Below are 16314 nucleotides of genomic sequence, written 5' to 3'. Positions count from 1 at the left end.
CCTCGCGCTCCCTTTCCTCCGCGTCCTCCTCATGATTCTCCCTTCGTCGTGGGGCCGTTGTCGGACGGTGCGGAGAGCTGTCCCGCTGGTGCGCCCGGATCGGCGTCCGGGCTGAACCAGGGCAAGGTGGTGGTGGTCGCCGCGGGCGCGGCGGTCTCGCGTTCGGCGGTCACGGCCGACTGCGGCAGGCGCAGCCGGGGCAGGCGTACGGTGAACTCGCCGACGCGGGAGGTGCGGTGGCGGCCGGGCGGGCGGCGGCCCCGGTCGGGGCGGAGCCGGTCGACGAGCACCATGCCGACGCGGAAGACGGCCGCGGGCACGACCACGCAGAGCAGGACCCAGAACAGCGTGACGCCCCAGGGTCGGCCCACGCCCCACGGCTGCTCGGCGAGCACCCGGTCGGCGTACCGCAGCGACACCAGATAGTCGCCGTGCGCCCCCGCCGGGAGCTCGACGGACAGCTCGATCTGCGCCTTCCTGCCCGGCGCGATGGTGCCGCGCCACTGCTGTTCCTCCCACTGCGGGGCGAACACGCCGTGCGAGGTGCCGACCTGGAACACCGGGTTCCTGACCGGCGTGGAGCCGACGTTGCCGACGGTGAAGACGAGCCGTCGCGTCGGCGGGGAGCCGAACCAGGTGAGGAGGGAGCCCGACCCGTCGAGCCGGGTGTCGGTGAGGACGGACAGCCTGCCGCCGCCGTCCTGCCGCGCGGGCAGCGGTCGCACCGGGTGCCCGGCGACCTTGAAGGCCGCGTCCACGGCGGTCTTCCTGCCGGTCACCGTGGCGACGTGCACGACGCACGGGCAGGCCTGCGGGGGCTCGGCCACGGGCAGCCGCTTGCGGAAGGCGCCGTCGCCGTCGGTGGTGACGGCCCGCCCCCGGGAGTTGGCGCAGGAGTTGGTGCCGCCCGGCACACCGACGGCGGGCGCGGCCTGCCCGCACACGAGCATCATCAGGAGGGTGTCCGGCCGCCAGCCCTTGCCGCTCACGGTGACCGAACCGCCCGTGCCCGCCTGGGACTTGGAGAGGGTGAGGGTGGGCTTGTCGGCCGCGCGGGCGGGGGCGGGCGCGGCCAGGGCGACGCCCAGGGCGGCGAGGAGGAGCGCCAGGGCCAGGGCGGCGCGCGGCAGGGCGGCGGGGGCGGGTGCCGGGTGCCGGGACCGGTGGCCGCCGCGCCGACCGCGGCCGCCGGGCCGCCGGGGGGCTGCCGCCGCGCGGCGGCGGGCTCGTGCCGACTCAACCATCACTCGGGACCTCCGCCCGCCGACGCCGACGTACCACGACCAAGCCCCCCACGAGGACCGAGGCGCCCCCGAGCGCACTCCCCACGACCGCGGGCCACGGCACGATCCAGGCGGAGGCGCTCGCCCGCTCCGCCACCCCGCCCGCCGCCGTCACCGTGAGCCGTACGTCCACCGAGTCGAGCGCGGGCACCGCGTCCCAGGGCTCGCTCAGGGACACCCGCCGACCGGGCGCGAGAGCGCGCGGCACCTGCCGCGCCCGCCGGTCGAGCAGTTCGCCGAACATCCCGTCGGCCCGCACCACGACCTTCGGCGCGAGCACGGTGGTGCCGCGGTTGACCAGGTCGTACGAGATCCGGCCCGCCCCCGCGTCGAGGCGCACCCGCTCCACGGTGAGCGCGGCGAGCGCGGGCCCGCTCACCCGCAGCCGCACGGCGACCCGCGCGTCCCGCCCGCCGCCGCGCGCCACGACCTCGCCGAGGTGGTCGCCGGGCGCGGCCCCCGACGGCACCGTCACCGTGAACGGCACCTCGGCCCGGGTCCGCGGCGGCACGGTCACCGCGCGCCGCGCGAACGCGAGCCACTTCCCGGTGCCCGCGGGCCCGGCGCCGCGCAGGGTCACGGTGCGCGGCGCGGCACCGGGGTTGGTGACGGACAGGGTGTCCTGGAGTACGGCGCCGGGGGCGCCCTCCGCGTAGAAGCAGGGCCGCCCGTCGTGCCGCGCGGGCCGCGAACCGCTGCCCGCGGAGGGCGCGATGGACCAGGCCCCGCCGCTGTCGGCGGCCCGCGCCGCACCACCGCCGTCGGCGGAGCGCACCGGTCCGCCCGCGTCGGCGGAGCACACCGAACCGCCCGCGTCGGCGGCCCGCGCCCCCGGCACCGGCCCCGCGCACCACGACGCGAGCAGCACGGCGGCGCCCGCGCACAGCGCTCGCGCTCCGCGCGTACTCCACGTCGACGGCATCAGCGGCATCGGCGGCTCCCCGCGTTCGTACCCGGTCTCCGTGCGGGTCAGCGCTGTCGCGCCGCCTGGTTGCGGCGGGTCAGCCAGAGCACTCCGGCCGCGCCCGCGAGCAGCACGGTGCCGCCGAGGGTGCCGAGGGCGATGGCGGAGTCGGCGGGTCCGGTCTGCGGCAGCGCGTCGCCGCCGGACTGGTCGGAGCCGGAACCCGAGCCGGAACCCGAGTCCGAGCCGGAGCCGGACGCCGAGCCCGCCCCGGCGCCCTGACCGGTGTCGTCGGAGCCGCCGGCGCCGCCGGAGCCCTTGACGTCCAGGGTCAGGGACGGCTTGGGGTTGTTCGCGGGCGTACACGTCGTGGTCGTACCGAGCGCCTTGATCGTGAGGACTCCGGCCGTGAACGTGACCTTCCCCGACTTCTTCGGCGTGTACGTGCCGGACAAGTCACTGATCTTGATGGGGGTGTTGGCCGGGATCGCCGCCGCGTTGGTCGCCCCGGAGACCGCGACCGTACCGCTCTCCGCGCCGCCCAGCTTGATCACCGCGCTGGGCTTCATCGCGCCCTTGCCGAGTTCGACGGGGCTGGAGGAGACGCCCTTCTCGAAGGACATCGTGAGCTTGTAGCCGCTGCCGCTCTTGACGCTCTTGATCTCGATCGGCGAGACCGCCCCCTTGTTCCCGATGGGCGTCTTGCACTGGTAGTCCACGTCCTGGACCTCGGCCTGGGCGGCGGGTGCGGCAAGGAGCAGAGCCGATCCGGCCATGGCCGTGGCGAGCACGAGCGCGGCCGTCTGTTTCTGGTACGACACCTCGTTTTCCCCTCATGCCGGTGGTGCGGGCGAGTCCGTGCCGCTGTGCGAAGTTACTGACGGCACATCAGATTTGGCGCTCAAGGTACGCCCGGGACCTTGCCGAGGGAAGACAAAGGACGCGCCGGATCCATGCTGATCCGGCGCGTCGGGGAAGCGGGGCGGCGGCCGTTCGGCGACGGCGGCCGGGGGCGCGAGGGCGCCGGGGTGACGGAAGGGGCCCACGGGGCGGGGGCCGGATGGCCGGAAGCCGGGGGCGGGGTGGGGCCGGTGGCCGGAGGGGCCGCGCGCGCCCGGAGGTGGGGGCGATGAGGGGACTGGGGCTGCGGGAGCCCCGGAACCACAGCGGAACGGAAGAAGAGGGCCCGGCCCGCGCGCTAACCCGGCGCGCCCAGCTCCGCCCAGACCGTCTTGCCCGTCGACCCGGGCGTCCGTACGACCCCCCAGTCGAGGCACAGCCGCTGCACGATGAACATCCCGTGGCCGCCGGGCCGTCCCGCGCGGTGCGGGGTGCGGGGTGCGGGCTGGCCCGCGCCGCGGTCGGAGACCTCGACGCGCAGGACCTTGCCGTCGCACGACAGCCACAGCTCCTCGGGCCCCTCGGCGTGCAGGCAGGCGTTGGTGACCAGCTCGGAGACGACGAGCAGCACGTCCTCCGCGGCGGCGCGGCGGTCGGCACCCGCCGCGGGCAGCCAGCCCCAGGCGTGCAGCGCCTCCCGGGTGAAGTCGCGCGACAGCGGCACGACGCCGCTCGCCCCGTTCAGGCTCAGCCTGCGGACCTGGCGGCCCCCGGACTCCGGGGTGGCCGCGGGCGCGGGAGCATCCGCGACGGCGGCCTCCGGTTCCGGGCCGCGGTCGCCCGGCGAGTAAGGCCGGGTGGTGCTCATCAGCACTTCACCTCACCGACGAGAGGACTGGGCAAGGAGGGAAGTGCGGCGACCGGCGGACCCCCGCCCGCCCGGCTGCCTTCCCGGCCGCTTGCCGTTCTGACTTTGACTTGATGAATGACTTGATGGATGTGGACGACGGACTCAGGGTGTCTCCTGCCCTGCCGAACCGACCGGACACCCATGGATTCTGCACGAACCGTGTGACACTGGTAACGCAACGATCACACAGCGACAACTGACGCGTAACTCTTTGCGCCATGCGCGAGAATCACCCCGACTCAGTCGGCCAGCGCCGCTTCGAGCGTCCCGTGGACGGTGAAGACGGCATCGGCTCCGGTGATCTCGAACACACGGGCCACCACCGGCTGCATCCCCGCCAGATGAACCCCACCCCCCACGGCCTCGGCTTTGAGCCGGGCGCCGAGGAGCACGTTCAGCCCCGTCGAGTCGCAGAACTCCAGTCGCGAACAGTCGACCACGAGGCGTTTGAAGCCGTCGTCGACACAGGCCTCAAGCGGCTCGCGCAACAGATCGGCGGTGTGGTGATCCAACTCACCCGCCGGGGTCACGACGGCGCTGCGGCCCTCTTTCCGGACTTCGACCAGAAGCCGGCCCCTGTGTGCACTGCCGACCGTCCCGCGGTCCATGCCGTCACTCTCTTCCCGACCGTCGTGGGCTGTTTCCCGCGCGCTACGACGCGCGATGACGCCCCTGAACATTACGCCTTCCCTAACGCCCCGGGTAGCCGAACAACCCCCCGAATTCGGACATTTAGCTACAGAACGCACTTGCGACTCCGACGCGGAAGCGGGTAGGGGTAGAAGAGACACCAATCGACACGGACGGCCATGGAGGCGCCGCACACCGCAGTGCACGTAGTGGCATCGGCAGCCATATGCCGAGAACGATGGAGGAGACCATGTCACCCCGGCTCGACGAATCGCGCACTGACCAGGCGACGTCGACACCCCCGCCGAACCGCACCGACACCGTGATCCCCGGGATCCCGGGTCCCGCCCACGAGGCCGCACGGGCCGCGACGGCTGAGCCCCCGCTCGCCGCCGCCGACACCGACCCCGCGGCCCCCGCGGACACCGCGGACACCGGCGAGCGACCCGAGAACCTCGGCGAGGTCCTTTCCGGGCTCCCCGAGATCCCCCCGTACGACGAAGTGGCGCCACTGGACGCCCGGGCGCTGTCCAAGACCCTCTTCGAGCGGCTCGAATCCCTTGAGGAAGGCACGCACGAGTACGCGTACGTGCGCAACACCCTCGTCGAACTGAACCTCGCCCTGGTGAAGTTCGCCGCCTCCCGGTTCCGCTCCCGCAGCGAGCCGATGGAGGACATCATCCAGGTCGGCACCATCGGCCTGATCAAGGCGATCGACCGCTTCGAGCTCAGCCGCGGCGTCGAGTTCCCCACGTTCGCGATGCCGACGATCGTCGGCGAGATCAAGCGTTTCTTCCGCGACACGTCGTGGTCGGTGCGGGTGCCGCGCCGGCTCCAGGAGCTCCGCCTCGACCTCGCCAAGGCGGGCGATGAACTCGCCCAGAAGTTCGACCGCGCGCCGACAGTGGCCGAGCTCGCCGAACGCCTCGGCATCTCCAACGAAGAGGTCGTCGAGGGCATGGCGGCGTCCAACGCCTACACCGCCAGCTCGCTCGACGCCCAGCCGGAGGAGGACGACTCCGAGGGCGCCCTGGCCGACCGCATCGGCTACGAGGACCACGGTCTCGAAGGCATCGAGTACGTCGAGTCCCTGAAGCCGCTGATCGCCGAACTCCCGCCCCGGGACCGGAAGATCCTCTCCCTGCGCTTCGTCGCCAACATGACGCAGTCGGAGATCGGCGAGGAACTCGGCATCTCGCAGATGCACGTGTCGCGCCTGCTCTCGCGCACGCTGGTGCGCCTCCGCAAGGGGCTGACCCTGGAGGAGTAGCGGACGTCGTCCCGGCCGGACCGTCCTGACCGAACCGTCCCGGCCGGACACGCGAACGGCTCGGGGGCCGCCCTCTTCAGGGCGGCCCCCGAGCCGTTCCCGCGTGTCCGACGAGCGGACGAGCCCGTCAGCGCACCCGCGTGCCGCGCTGCCACACGCCCGACACCAGCGGTACGCCCGGCCGGTACGCCAGGTGGACGTGGCTCGGGGCGTCCAGGAGGGCCAGGTCGGCGCGGGCGCCCGCGCGGAGTACGCCGACGTCCGTGCGGCGCAGGGCCGCCGCGCCGCCCGCGGTGGCCGCCCACAGTGCCTCGTCCGGGGTCATCCCCATGTCCCGTACGGCCAGGGCGATGCAGAAGGGGACCGAGGACGTGAACGACGAGCCCGGGTTGCAGTCCGTGGAGAGGGCCACCGTCGCGCCCGCGTCCAGGAGGCGGCGGGCGTCCGGCCACTCGGCGCGGGTCGAGAACTCGGCGCCGGGGAGCAGGGTCGCCACCGTGCCGCTGTTCGCGAGGGCGTCCACGTCGGCGTCCGTCAGGTGCGTGCAGTGGTCGGCGCTCGCCGCGTCCAGCTCCACGGCGAGCTGGACGCCCGGGCCGTAGCCGAGCTGGTTCGCGTGCACGCGCGGGTGCAGGCCCTTCGCCCTGCCCGCCGTCAGGATCGCCCGCGCCTGGTCCCCGTCGAACGCTCCCTTCTCACAGAACACGTCCACCCAACGGGCGTGCGGGGCGCAGGCCTCCAGCATCTCGCCCGTCACCAGCGCCACGTACGCCGCCGGGTCGTCGGCGTAGTCCGGGGACACGATGTGGGCGCCCAGGAACGTGACCTCGTCCGTGTGCCGGGCCGCGATGCGCAGGGCGCGGGCCTCGTCCTCCGTCGTCAGGCCGTACCCCGACTTCGTCTCGAACGTCGTCGTGCCCTGGAGCAGGGCTTCCCGCAGATAGCGGACGACGTTCGCCTCCAGGTCGGCGTCCGTGGCCGCGCGGGTCGCCGCCACCGTCGTGCGGATGCCGCCCGCCTGGTACGGGCGGCCCTCCATGCGGGCGTTGAACTCCTTGGTGCGGTCGCCCGCGAACACGAGGTGGGAGTGGGAGTCCACGAAGCCGGGGACGGCCGCGCGGCCCCCGGCGTCGTACGTCTCGTCCGCCACGGGGGCCTTGGCGGCCGGGCCCGCCCACGCGACGGTCTCGCCGTCCAGGACGACGGCTGCGTCCTCGACGAGGCCGAGGGGGCCTTTGCCGAGGGCGGGGTCGTTGGTGACGAGGCTGGCGATGTTGGTGATGAGGGTGGTGGTCATGGTCCTGTCCGTGGGTGGGTGGGTGCCTCCGGCGGTTTCCCCAGTCCCGCCCCTTCCCGAAACTGGGGGCTGCCGCCCCCCCTGGGCCCCCGCTTGTCGGCGCTCCGCGCCTCGTCCTCAAGCGCCGGACAGGCTGATACTCACCGGCACATTCTCTAGCCCCTCCGGCGTTTGAGGAGCGGGGTCCGGGGCGGAGCCCCAGTTTCGGGAAAGGGGCGGGTCGGGGAAGGCTCAGCGCAGCGCCGACACCGCCTCCGCCAAGGCCGACGGCACGTCGGGGATCGACGTGTGCGCGCCGTCGCGGACGACCTGGCGGCCGCCGACGACCGTGTGCCGCACATCCACCGCGGAGGCCGCGAACACCGCCACCTCCGCCCCGAGCCGCGGCACCGCCCCGGCGGTCCGGACGGAGTCGAGGGCGACGGTGGCGAAGTCGGCGAGGGAGCCGGGTTCGAGGGACCCGGCGTCGGCCCAGCCGAGCGCCGCGTGCCCGTCGGCGGAGGCGGCCCGCAGGAGCGCCGCAGCGGTCCAGTGCCCCCGCGTCCGCGTACGCAGGCGTTCGTTGAGCTCCATCGCCCGCGCCTCTTCGAAGAGGTCGATGACGGCGTGGCTGTCACTGCCGAGGGACAGGGGGCTCCCGGCGCGCTGGAGGGCGGGGGCGGGACCGATCCCGTCGGCGAGGTCCCGCTCGGTGGTGGGGCACATGCAGGTGCCCGTCCCGGACCCGCCGATGAGGGCGATGTCGGCGTCGGTGAGGTGGGTGTTGTGGACGCCGGTGGTACGCGGCCCGAGCACCCCGTGGTCGGCGAGGAGCCGGGTGGGCGTACAGCCGTGGACGGCGAGGCAGGCGTCGTTCTCGGCGGTCTGCTCGGACAGGTGGACGTGCAGCGGCGCCCCCCGCACGGCGGCCCACTCGGCGACGGTCCCCAACTGCCGTGCGGGCACGGCCCGCACGGAGTGGATGGCGGCGCCGAGGCGCACGTGCTCCCGGTCGCCCTCCTTCAGGAGGGACACGCGCTCGGCCCAGGCGTCGGCCGTACCGTCGGAGAACCGGAGCTGGTGCCGGTTGGGCTCCTCGCCGTGGGTGGCGCTGCGCAGCCCCGCGGCGACGTACGCCGTGTCGAGCAGCGTGATCCGGATGCCCGCGTCGGCCGCGGCGGCGATCAGCGCCTCGCCCATGGCGTTCGGGTCGGCGTAGCGCGCCCCGCCGGGCGCGTGGTGCAGATAGTGGAACTCGCCGACGGCCGTGACCCCGGCGAGCGCCATCTCCGCGTACACGGCCCGCGCGAGGGCGTAGTACGTCTCCGGGGTGAGCCGGTCGGCCACGGAGTACATGACCTCCCGCCACGTCCAGAACGTACCGCTGCCGACCTGGACGGTGGAGCGCAGCGCCCGGTGGAAGGCGTGCGAGTGGGCGTTGGCGAGGCCCGGCAGGGTCAGACCGCGCAGGACGGTCGCGCCGGGCGGCGGGGTTTCGACGCCGGTGCGGACGGCGGCGATCCGGCCGTCGGCGCCGACGTCGAGGGCGACGCCCGGCTCGACGCTGGGGTCGAGCCAGGCGTGCTCCAGCCAGTACGTGGCCGCCGTGGACCGCGCGGGCGACGGCTCCGGCGACGGGGTGTTCATCGGCACGCCAACCCCTCCAGTACGTCCGCCAGCGCCTGCACCCCGGCCAGGCAGTCGTCCTCGGCCGCGTGCTCGGCGGGCGAGTGCGAGACGCCGGTCGGGTTCCGCACGAACAGCATGGCGGTCGGGATCGACCCGGACAGGATGCCCGCGTCGTGTCCCGCGCCCGTGCCGAGCACGGGGACCTCCCGGCCGGTGCGCTCCCGCAGGACCGCGCCCAGCTCGTCGCGCAGGGCGTGCTCGAACTCCACGACCGGCGTGAAGGACTCCCGTACGACGTCCAGGTCGATGCCGTGCCGGTCCGCGTACTCGCGGGCCGCCTTCTCGATCGCCGTGACGACGGTGTCGAGGGTGGCCTGGTCGGCGGCCCGGGAGTCCAGCCAGCCGCGGACGAGCGACGGGATCGCGTTGACGCCGTTCGGCTCCACCGCGATCTTGCCGAACGTGGCCACCGCGCCCGCGAGTTCCGCCTCGCGGCGGGCCGCGAGGACCGTCTCCGCGTACGACAGCATCGGGTCGCGGCGGTCCACCAGGCGGGTGGTGCCCGCGTGGTTGGCCTCGCCGCGGAAGTCGAAGCGCCAGCGGCCGTGCGGCCAGATGGCGCTCGCGATGCCGACGGCGTCGCCGGAGCCCGCGGCGGAGCCGCTGCCGGACAGAGCGAGGGCGCGGCCCTGTTCCACGTGCAGTTCCACGAACGCGCCGATGCGGGCCAGGCGTTCGGGGTCCGCGCCGATCGTCGACGGGTCGTAGCCCGCCGCCTCCATCGCCTGCGGCAGGCTCACGCCGTCCGCGTCCCGCAGCTCGTACGCCGCCTCGCGGGTCAGCTTGCCCGCGGTGAGGCGGGAGCCCACGCAGGCCAGGCCGAAGCGGGCGCCCTCCTCGTCGCCGAAGTTGGTGATCGCGAGGGGTTTGGTGAACCTCGCGCCGCGGGCGCGGAGTTCGTCCAGCGCGGCGAACGACGACACGACGCCCAGGGGGCCGTCGAAGGCGCCGCCGTCGGGGACCGAGTCCAGGTGGGAGCCGGTGACCACGGCGTCGCCCTGGGACGGGTCGCCGAGCCACGCCCACTGGTTGCCGTTGCGGTCCGTCTCGTAGGCCAGGCCCCGGCTTTCCGCCTGCTCCTGGAACCAGGTGCGGCAGTCGGCGTCCGCGCCGGTCCAGGCGTAGCGGCGGTAGCCGCCGGTTTCGGGGTTACGGCCGATGGGGCCGAGGTCGGCCCACATCTGCAGGAAGGAGGGCCCTGCCGGGGGCTTCCCCAACCCTGCCCCTTCCCGGAACTGGGGCTCCGCCCCAGACCCCGTTTCGGCGCTCCGCGCCTCGTCCTCAATCGCCGGACGGGCTGGAGAGTTGCCGGGGCGGGCCGGGACTGTGCCGGTGTTCTCAGCCCGTCCGGCGTTTGAGGACGAGGCCGCAGGCCGATCGGCGGTCACTCGCCCTCCCGCATGGGAACGCGTACGCCCCGCTCGTCCGCCACCGAGTCCGCGATGTCGTACCCGGCGTCGACGTGCCGGATGACCCCCATGCCGGGGTCGTTCGTGAGGACGCGCCGCACCTTCTCGCCGGCGAGCTTCGTGCCGTCGGCCACCGAGACCTGGCCCGCGTGGATGGAGCGGCCCATGCCGACGCCGCCGCCGTGGTGGAGGGAGACCCAGGAGGCACCCGACGCCACGTTCACCATGGCGTTGAGGAGCGGCCAGTCGGCGATCGCGTCGGAGCCGTCGAGCATGGCCTCGGTCTCGCGGTACGGGGAGGCGACGGAGCCGCAGTCGAGGTGGTCGCGGCCGATGGCGAGGGGCGCGGCCAGTTCGCCGGACGCCACCATGTCGTTGAAGCGCTCGCCCGCCTTGTCGCGCTCGCCGTAGCCGAGCCAGCAGATGCGGGCGGGCAGGCCCTGGAAGTGCACGCGCTCGCCGGCCATCTTGATCCAGCGGTGCAGGGACTCGTTCTCGGGGAAGAGGTCGAGGATCGCCTTGTCGGTCTTGTGGATGTCGGAGGCCTCGCCGGAGAGGGCCGCCCAGCGGAACGGGCCCTTGCCCTCGCAGAAGAGCGGGCGGATGTAGGCGGGTACGAAGCCGGGGAACGCGAACGCCCGGTCGTAGCCCGCGAGTTGCGCCTCGCCGCGGATGGAGTTGCCGTAGTCGAAGACCTCGGCGCCCGCGTCCATGAAGCCGACCATGGCCTCGACGTGCCGCGCCATGGACTCGCGGGCGCGCTGCGTGAAGCCCGCCGGGTCCTTCTCGGCCGCCGTCGCCATGTCGTCGAAGTCGACGCCGACCGGGAGGTACGCGAGCGGGTCGTGGGCGGAGGTCTGGTCCGTCACGATGTCGATGGGGGCGGACTCGGCGAGCATGCGCGGGAGCAGTTCCGCGGCGTTGCCGAGGAGGCCGATCGACAGCGGGCGGCGGGCGTCGCGGGCCTCGACGGCGAGCTGGAGGGCGTGCTCCAGGGAGTCGGCCCGCACGTCCAGGTACTTGTGCTCGATGCGGCGCTCGATGGCGCGCGGGTCGACGTCGATACAGATCGCGACGCCGTCGTTCATGGTGACGGCGAGCGGCTGGGCGCCGCCCATGCCGCCGAGCCCGGCGGTGAGGGTGATCGTCCCGGCGAGGGTGCCGTTGAACTTCTTGGCGGCGACGGCGGAGAACGTCTCGTAGGTGCCCTGGAGGATGCCCTGCGTGCCGATGTAGATCCAGGAGCCCGCCGTCATCTGGCCGTACATGGTGAGGCCCAGCGCCTCCAGGCGGCGGAACTCCTCCCAGTTCGCCCAGTCGCCGACCAGGTTGGAGTTGGCGATGAGCACGCGCGGCGCCCACTCGTGGGTCTGCATGACGCCGACCGGGCGGCCGGACTGGACGAGCATCGTCTCGTCCTGCTTGAGGGTGCGCAGGGTGCGCACCATGGCGTCGAAGGAGCGCCAGTCGCGGGCCGCCTTGCCGGTGCCGCCGTAGACGACGAGCTTGTCGGGGTGTTCGGCGACCTCGGGGTCGAGGTTGTTCTGGAGCATCCGGAGGGCGGCCTCCTGCTGCCATCCCAGGGCGCTCAGCTCGGTTCCGCGCGGCGCTCGAACGGGGCGGGGTCCTGACATGGCGGTGCCTCCTCGCATGCTGTGACGTTGATATTCACATCCTGGGGTCGTGAATAGACCTAGTCAATAGCGCAGCGGGGCAGCGAGGGCGGCGCACGGGTGATTGTCTGGATCACATGGGCCTCGACGACAGGACCGACCGGCGGTCGGACGAAGACGAAACCGATCAGCTCACCCGCGTCCTCGGGCAGGCGGCGCCCCAGGCCGCGCCCCAAGTCACCCCCGCCAGTGACCGCCGCGACCAGGCGGTCCGCGCCGCCGTCGAGCAAGGCGTCGTCAGCCCCGCCACCCCGCTCGCCGGGCTCCTCGACGTCGCCGGGATCCGTGCGGGCGCCGCCGCCCTGCGCGCCGCCTTCGCGGAGGTGACCGCGCCCGGCACCCCCGTCCTGCACGCCTTCGCCGTGAAGGCCACGCCCCTCGTCCCGGTCCTGCGGCTGCTGCACGACGCCGGGATCGGCGCGGAGGTGGCGAGCCCCGGTGAGCTGGCCCTCGCCCGCGCCGCCGGGATACCCCCCGCGCACACCGTCCTCGACTCCCCCGCCAAGACCCCGGCCGAGCTGCGCGAGGCCCTCGCCCTCGGCATCGCCGTCAACGCCGACAACCCGCAGGAACTGGCCCGCATCGACGCCCTCGTGCAGTCCGCGCCGACCCGCTCCCCCGTCGGGATCCGGGTGAACCCGCAGGTCGGAGGGGGCGCCATCGAGGCCCTTTCCACCGCAACGGCCACCTCCAAGTTCGGGGTGCCGCTGCGGGACGAGGGCGCGCGGGAGTGGGTCGTGCGCGCGTGTCTGGACCGGCCGTGGCTGACCCGGCTGCACGCGCACTCCGGGTCGCAGGGCATGCCCCTGGAACTGATGGTCGGCGGCGTCGCGGCCACGTACGAACTCGCCGAGGAGATCAACGCGCGCGCGGGCCGCCGCCAGATCGACACCGTCGACATCGGCGGCGGCCTGCCCGTCAACTTCGCCTCCGACGAGCAGACACCCACGCACGCCGACTACGCGCGGCTGCTCGCCCGCGAGGTGCCCGGACTGCTCGACGGGCGCTACGGCCTGGTCACCGAGTTCGGCCGCTCACTGCTCGCCAAGCACGGGACGCTGCTGGCGCGCGTGGAGTACGTGAAGTCGGCGGGCGGGCGCGGCATCGCGCTGACGCACGCGGGCGTGCAGGTGGCGACGCGCACGGTGTACGCGCCCGAGTCCTGGCCGCTCAGGATCGCCGCGTACGACGCGAAGGGGCGCCCCAAGCCGGGGCCCGCCACCGGCCAGGACATCGCGGGCCCGGCCTGCTTCGCGGGCGACCTGCTCGCCCGGGACCGGGCGCTGCCGCCCCTGGAACAGGGCGACTACGTGGCGGTGCTGGACACGGGCGCGTACTACTTCGCCCACCACTACTCGTACAACAGCCTTGCCAGGCCCGGGATCCACGGGTTCGCGGCGGACGCGCGGGCGGCGGGCGGAGCGGTGCGGTTCTCGACCGTGCGGGAGCAGCAGCGCGTCGAGGAGATCGTCGCCGAGTCGGGCGGCGGGGCGCGGGACGCGCTGCGCGAGCTCTGAGGTTGCCTGGCTTCGTACGGCGGGGCGCTGGGCGCTGGGCGCGTCAGAAGCGGAACGTGCCGAGGTCCCGCACCGTGTCGGCCAGCGCGCGGATGAGGTCGTTCTCGGTCTCGGTCCGCCAGACCAGGGCGTAGGTCATGGTCCGCATGTCGGGGACGGGCAGCCAGCGGACGTTCCGCATGCCCCAGTGCCGGGTGACATGGCCGGGGAAGCTGTGGATGATCTCGCCCATGCCGACCAGGCTGATCAGCTCGTCGGCGGTCTCCGCGGCCACAACGCGCTCGATCGTCCGGCCCCCCGGGGTCTGGAAGGGCAGATAGCTCTCCTCCCAGTAGTCCGCCAGGCCGTGGGCGGTGGCGTGCGGGAAGTCGGCGAACAGCTCCAGGGACACGGAGTCCCGGCCCGCGAACGGGTGGTCGGCGGCCACGGCGAGGATCCGGGAGTCGGTGCACAGGCTCGGCCCGACGGTGAAGTCCGGCTCCGTCACCGGCAGCCAGGCGACGACGACGTCCATGTCACCGTTGCGGAGCTGGCCGAACACGTCGTGGAAGGTCGTCTGGCGGATCTGGAGTCCCCACTGCGGGTACCGCGCGCGGAACGCCTTCCAGTAGGGGTGCAGATCGACGACGTTGAAGGGCAGCATGCTGACGCGGAGCTGGGCGGTGATGCCGCGGGCGGCCAGCTGGGCGCGCTCCAGGGATTCGTGCAGGCCCGCGTAGACCGGCTGCAGATCGTCCCGGAACCGGCGGCCGACCTCGGTCAGGTGCACCGCGCGGCTGGTGCGGGTGAACAGTTCGGCGCCGATGCGCCGCTCCTGCTTCTTGATGGCCTGGCTGACGCGCGCCTGCGAGACGTGCAGCCGCTGCGCGGTCCTGCCGAAGTGCAGCTCCTCGGCGAGCACCAGGAAGATCTCGATGTCCCGCAGCTCCACCGGCCCTCCAGTTCCTCCGGCGATAACCCAGCGGTTATCGCACGTCGCGGAATTGCGCGTTGATCATACGTGCGGTCCGCAAGAGGGTTGAGGGCATGCCAGGACGCGTGCAAAGCCCCGTATACCGCCCATGAGCGATGCCATCGATCTGACCGCGATGTACGTGATGCACGACGCCCTGCGCCGGGAACTGGCCCATCTGGACCGGGTCACCACCACCGCGGACCACGACCCCTGCCGGGTACTGGCCACCGCCGCCGGCTGGCAGCTCTTCAAGAAGGCCCTGCACGCCCACCACACGGCCGAGGACGACGCCCTGTGGCCGCCGCTGCGCCACCGCCTCGCCGGCCGCCCGAAGGACCTGGTCGTCCTTGAGGTGATGGAGGCCGAGCACGCCGTCATCGCCCCGGTGATCGACGCCATCGACGCGACCCTCGCCGACCCGGCGGCCGACGCGCTGCGGCTCGGCCAGCTCACCGACGCGCTGGCCTGCGGCCTCGCCGGGCACCTCAGCCACGAGGAGGACGCGGCCGTGCCGCTGATCCGGCGGGCCTTAACGGCCGAGCAGTGGGGGCACTTCGACCAGGTCCACGCCCAGCGGATCGGCCGGGACACGCCCTTGCTGCTGCCGTGGCTCCTCGACGGCGCCGACGAGCCGACGGTGGCGAAGGTCCTCGCGCCGCTGCCCGCGCCCACGTGCGCCGCGTACACCGCCCGGTGGGTCCCGGCCTACACCGCGCTGGACCGCTGGAGCGCGGGCACCGCGGTCTGACGCGGCCCACCCGCCGCCGCGCTCCGCGGTCCGACGCGGCGCACCGGCCGCCGCCCGCGCCCTCGGCCGACCGGCGCGAGCACCCGTACGCACCGCCCAGCAGCCCCACCGACCCGATCACAGGAGTCATCGCCTTGTCCGAGCACGCCCCGCCCCGTCCGCTCCCCCGCGACCTGGTCACCGACGCCGACGCCGCCGCCTGGCACCGGGTCGTCGTCGCCTCGATGGCCCACGACCTGCCCGGCGTGCCACCGCCCGGCGTCGAGCAGATCCACGCCCAGCTCACCAGGCCCGCCCTGGACGGCCACCGCCTCGCGTGGCTGGCCGCCGGGCCGGACGGCGTCCCGGTCGGCGTCGCGTGCCTGCGCGTCTTCGCCTCCGCGGGGCGGGACCACCTGGCCGAGCTGGACCTCCACGTGGACCCCGCGCACCGGCGCCTCGGCACCGGCTCCCGGCTGCTTTCGGCGGCCGTGGCCCACTGCCGCGCAAAGGGGCGGCGCAGCCTGATCGCGGCGGCCGCGGCCGACGGCCCGGGCGAGGCGTTCAGCGAGCGGCGGGGCTTCCGCCGGGCCATGACCCTGGACCACCTCCTCCTGCGGTTCGAGGAACTGGACGAGGCCGGGCTGCGCCGGGCCGCCGACGCCCCGCACCCCGGCTACCGGCTGACCGGCTGGACCGGCACGGTGCCCGACGGCCTCGCCGACGCCTTCGCCGCGGCCAAGAACGCGATGAACGACATGCCCGTCGGCGACCTGGACTACGGCAGCGTGGCGTGGGACGCCGACCGGGTCCACGCCATGGCCAAGGTGGTGGCCGACCGTGGGGACGCGCTCCTGACGCTCGCCGCCGTCCACGACGACGGCACCATGGCCGGTTACACCGAGATCGTGGTCCCCCGGGGGGCGCCGCCGCGCGTCCAGCAGTACGACACGGCGGTGGTGCCCGGACACCGCGGCCACGGCATCGGCCTGTGGGTCAAGGCCGCCATGGTGCGCCGCCTGCGCGCCGAGCACCCCGGTGCCGTCGAGATCGAGACGGACAACGCCGACGACAACGTCCACATGCTGGCGGTCAACCGCGCCCTGGGCTTCCGCTCCTACCGGCGCACGCGCGAGTTCCAGCTCGATGTGCCCGCGGCCTGACCCCCGTACCCGCTCCGGGTACGCCCCCGCGTACCGAAGACCCGCACCCACCCTCGTAACGAAGAGAG

At 73.9% G+C, this 16314-nt stretch carries 14 protein-coding genes; 4 read left to right on the top strand and 10 right to left on the bottom strand.

The features are described from left to right. Positions 1-29: 29 nt before the first annotated feature. The 5 genes from IE274_RS16170 to IE274_RS16150 all read right to left on the bottom strand — a co-directional run bounded on the left by IE274_RS16170 (position 30) and on the right by IE274_RS16150 (position 4545). The gene (locus tag IE274_RS16170) at positions 30-1244 is read right to left on the bottom strand and encodes a hypothetical protein (protein WP_229909570.1); all 1215 of its coding nucleotides are present in this window, start codon (positions 1242-1244) and stop codon (positions 30-32) included. Beyond that, positions 1237-2214 carry a COG1470 family protein gene (locus IE274_RS16165; protein ID WP_190116404.1) on the bottom strand — a complete coding sequence of 326 codons (978 nt, stop codon included), beginning with the start codon at positions 2212-2214 and terminating at the stop codon, positions 1237-1239. Before IE274_RS16165 ends, IE274_RS16170 begins: the two co-directional genes overlap by 8 nt. A gap of 38 nt (positions 2215-2252) precedes the next feature. After that, positions 2253-3008 carry an LPXTG cell wall anchor domain-containing protein gene (locus IE274_RS16160; RefSeq protein ID WP_229909569.1) on the bottom strand — a complete coding sequence of 252 codons (756 nt, stop codon included), beginning with the start codon at positions 3006-3008 and terminating at the stop codon, positions 2253-2255. Between the two features lie 377 nt (positions 3009-3385). Continuing rightward, positions 3386-3895 (bottom strand): ATP-binding protein, encoded by a 510-nt coding sequence (locus IE274_RS16155; RefSeq protein WP_190116403.1) that lies wholly within the window; start codon positions 3893-3895, stop codon positions 3386-3388. A 281-nt stretch (positions 3896-4176) separates the two neighbouring features. Then, complete coding sequence (locus IE274_RS16150) at positions 4177-4545, bottom strand: STAS domain-containing protein (protein WP_190116402.1); 369 nt, start codon at positions 4543-4545, stop codon at positions 4177-4179. 260 nt (positions 4546-4805) lie between these two features. Between IE274_RS16150 and IE274_RS16145 the strand changes: the two genes are divergently transcribed. Then, positions 4806-5837 carry an RNA polymerase sigma factor SigF gene (locus IE274_RS16145; RefSeq protein WP_372447222.1) on the top strand — a complete coding sequence of 344 codons (1032 nt, stop codon included), beginning with the start codon at positions 4806-4808 and terminating at the stop codon, positions 5835-5837. A 127-nt stretch (positions 5838-5964) separates the two neighbouring features. Here IE274_RS16145 and hutI read toward each other — a convergent pair whose 3' ends face one another. The 4 genes from hutI to hutU all read right to left on the bottom strand — a co-directional run bounded on the left by hutI (position 5965) and on the right by hutU (position 11845). Beyond that, on the bottom strand, positions 5965-7134 hold the full coding sequence (gene hutI, locus IE274_RS16140; protein ID WP_190116401.1) for an imidazolonepropionase: 1170 nt from the start codon (positions 7132-7134) through the stop codon (positions 5965-5967). Between the two features lie 231 nt (positions 7135-7365). Then, complete coding sequence (locus IE274_RS16135; RefSeq protein ID WP_190116524.1) at positions 7366-8760, bottom strand: formimidoylglutamate deiminase; 1395 nt, start codon at positions 8758-8760, stop codon at positions 7366-7368. Continuing rightward, a complete protein-coding gene (locus IE274_RS16130) occupies positions 8757-9983 on the bottom strand; it encodes an allantoate amidohydrolase (protein WP_190116523.1) in 1227 nt (408 codons plus the stop codon). Before IE274_RS16130 ends, IE274_RS16135 begins: the two co-directional genes overlap by 4 nt. 203 nt (positions 9984-10186) lie before the next feature. Further along, the gene (gene hutU / locus IE274_RS16125; protein WP_190116400.1) at positions 10187-11845 is read right to left on the bottom strand and encodes a urocanate hydratase; all 1659 of its coding nucleotides are present in this window, start codon (positions 11843-11845) and stop codon (positions 10187-10189) included. A gap of 116 nt (positions 11846-11961) precedes the next feature. Between hutU and IE274_RS16120 the strand changes: the two genes are divergently transcribed. After that, on the top strand, positions 11962-13401 hold the full coding sequence (locus IE274_RS16120) for a type III PLP-dependent enzyme domain-containing protein (RefSeq protein ID WP_229909568.1): 1440 nt from the start codon (positions 11962-11964) through the stop codon (positions 13399-13401). A gap of 43 nt (positions 13402-13444) precedes the next feature. Here the strand turns inward: IE274_RS16120 and IE274_RS16115 are convergent, their stop codons facing one another. Beyond that, positions 13445-14332, bottom strand: coding sequence for a LysR family transcriptional regulator (locus IE274_RS16115; protein WP_190116399.1), 888 nt, complete (start codon positions 14330-14332; stop codon positions 13445-13447). Positions 14333-14462: 130 nt separating this feature from the next. Between IE274_RS16115 and IE274_RS16110 the strand changes: the two genes are divergently transcribed. Beyond that, complete coding sequence (locus IE274_RS16110; RefSeq protein WP_190116398.1) at positions 14463-15104, top strand: hemerythrin domain-containing protein; 642 nt, start codon at positions 14463-14465, stop codon at positions 15102-15104. Positions 15105-15238: 134 nt separating this feature from the next. Then, complete coding sequence (locus IE274_RS16105; protein ID WP_229909567.1) at positions 15239-16246, top strand: GNAT family N-acetyltransferase; 1008 nt, start codon at positions 15239-15241, stop codon at positions 16244-16246. Positions 16247-16314: the final 68 nt, after the last annotated feature.

Origin of the sequence: Streptomyces flavofungini (assembly GCF_014650815.1) — a bacterium.
Taxonomy (GTDB): domain Bacteria; phylum Actinomycetota; class Actinomycetes; order Streptomycetales; family Streptomycetaceae; genus Streptomyces; species Streptomyces flavofungini.
The sequence above is the reverse complement of the archived record's forward strand: the minus strand, read 5'-3'. Positions and strand labels throughout refer to the sequence as shown.

What these genes read in the sequence shown, in the direction of transcription:
- IE274_RS16150 (WP_190116402.1), bottom strand. Translation starts at nt 4,545, where the DNA reads ATGGACCGCGGGACGGTCGGCAGTGCACACAGGGGCCGGCTTCTGGTC.
- IE274_RS16165 (WP_190116404.1), bottom strand. Translation starts at nt 2,214, where the DNA reads ATGCCGCTGATGCCGTCGACGTGGAGTACGCGCGGAGCGCGAGCGCTG.
- IE274_RS16155 (WP_190116403.1), bottom strand. Translation starts at nt 3,895, where the DNA reads ATGAGCACCACCCGGCCTTACTCGCCGGGCGACCGCGGCCCGGAACCG.
- IE274_RS16145 (WP_372447222.1), top strand. Translation starts at nt 4,806, where the DNA reads ATGGAGGAGACCATGTCACCCCGGCTCGACGAATCGCGCACTGACCAG.
- IE274_RS16120 (WP_229909568.1), top strand. Translation starts at nt 11,962, where the DNA reads ATGGGCCTCGACGACAGGACCGACCGGCGGTCGGACGAAGACGAAACC.
- hutI (WP_190116401.1), bottom strand. Translation starts at nt 7,134, where the DNA reads ATGACCACCACCCTCATCACCAACATCGCCAGCCTCGTCACCAACGAC.
- IE274_RS16130 (WP_190116523.1), bottom strand. Translation starts at nt 9,983, where the DNA reads ATGTGGGCCGACCTCGGCCCCATCGGCCGTAACCCCGAAACCGGCGGC.
- hutU (WP_190116400.1), bottom strand. Translation starts at nt 11,845, where the DNA reads ATGTCAGGACCCCGCCCCGTTCGAGCGCCGCGCGGAACCGAGCTGAGC.
- IE274_RS16135 (WP_190116524.1), bottom strand. Translation starts at nt 8,760, where the DNA reads ATGAACACCCCGTCGCCGGAGCCGTCGCCCGCGCGGTCCACGGCGGCC.
- IE274_RS16170 (WP_229909570.1), bottom strand. Translation starts at nt 1,244, where the DNA reads ATGGTTGAGTCGGCACGAGCCCGCCGCCGCGCGGCGGCAGCCCCCCGG.
- IE274_RS16110 (WP_190116398.1), top strand. Translation starts at nt 14,463, where the DNA reads ATGAGCGATGCCATCGATCTGACCGCGATGTACGTGATGCACGACGCC.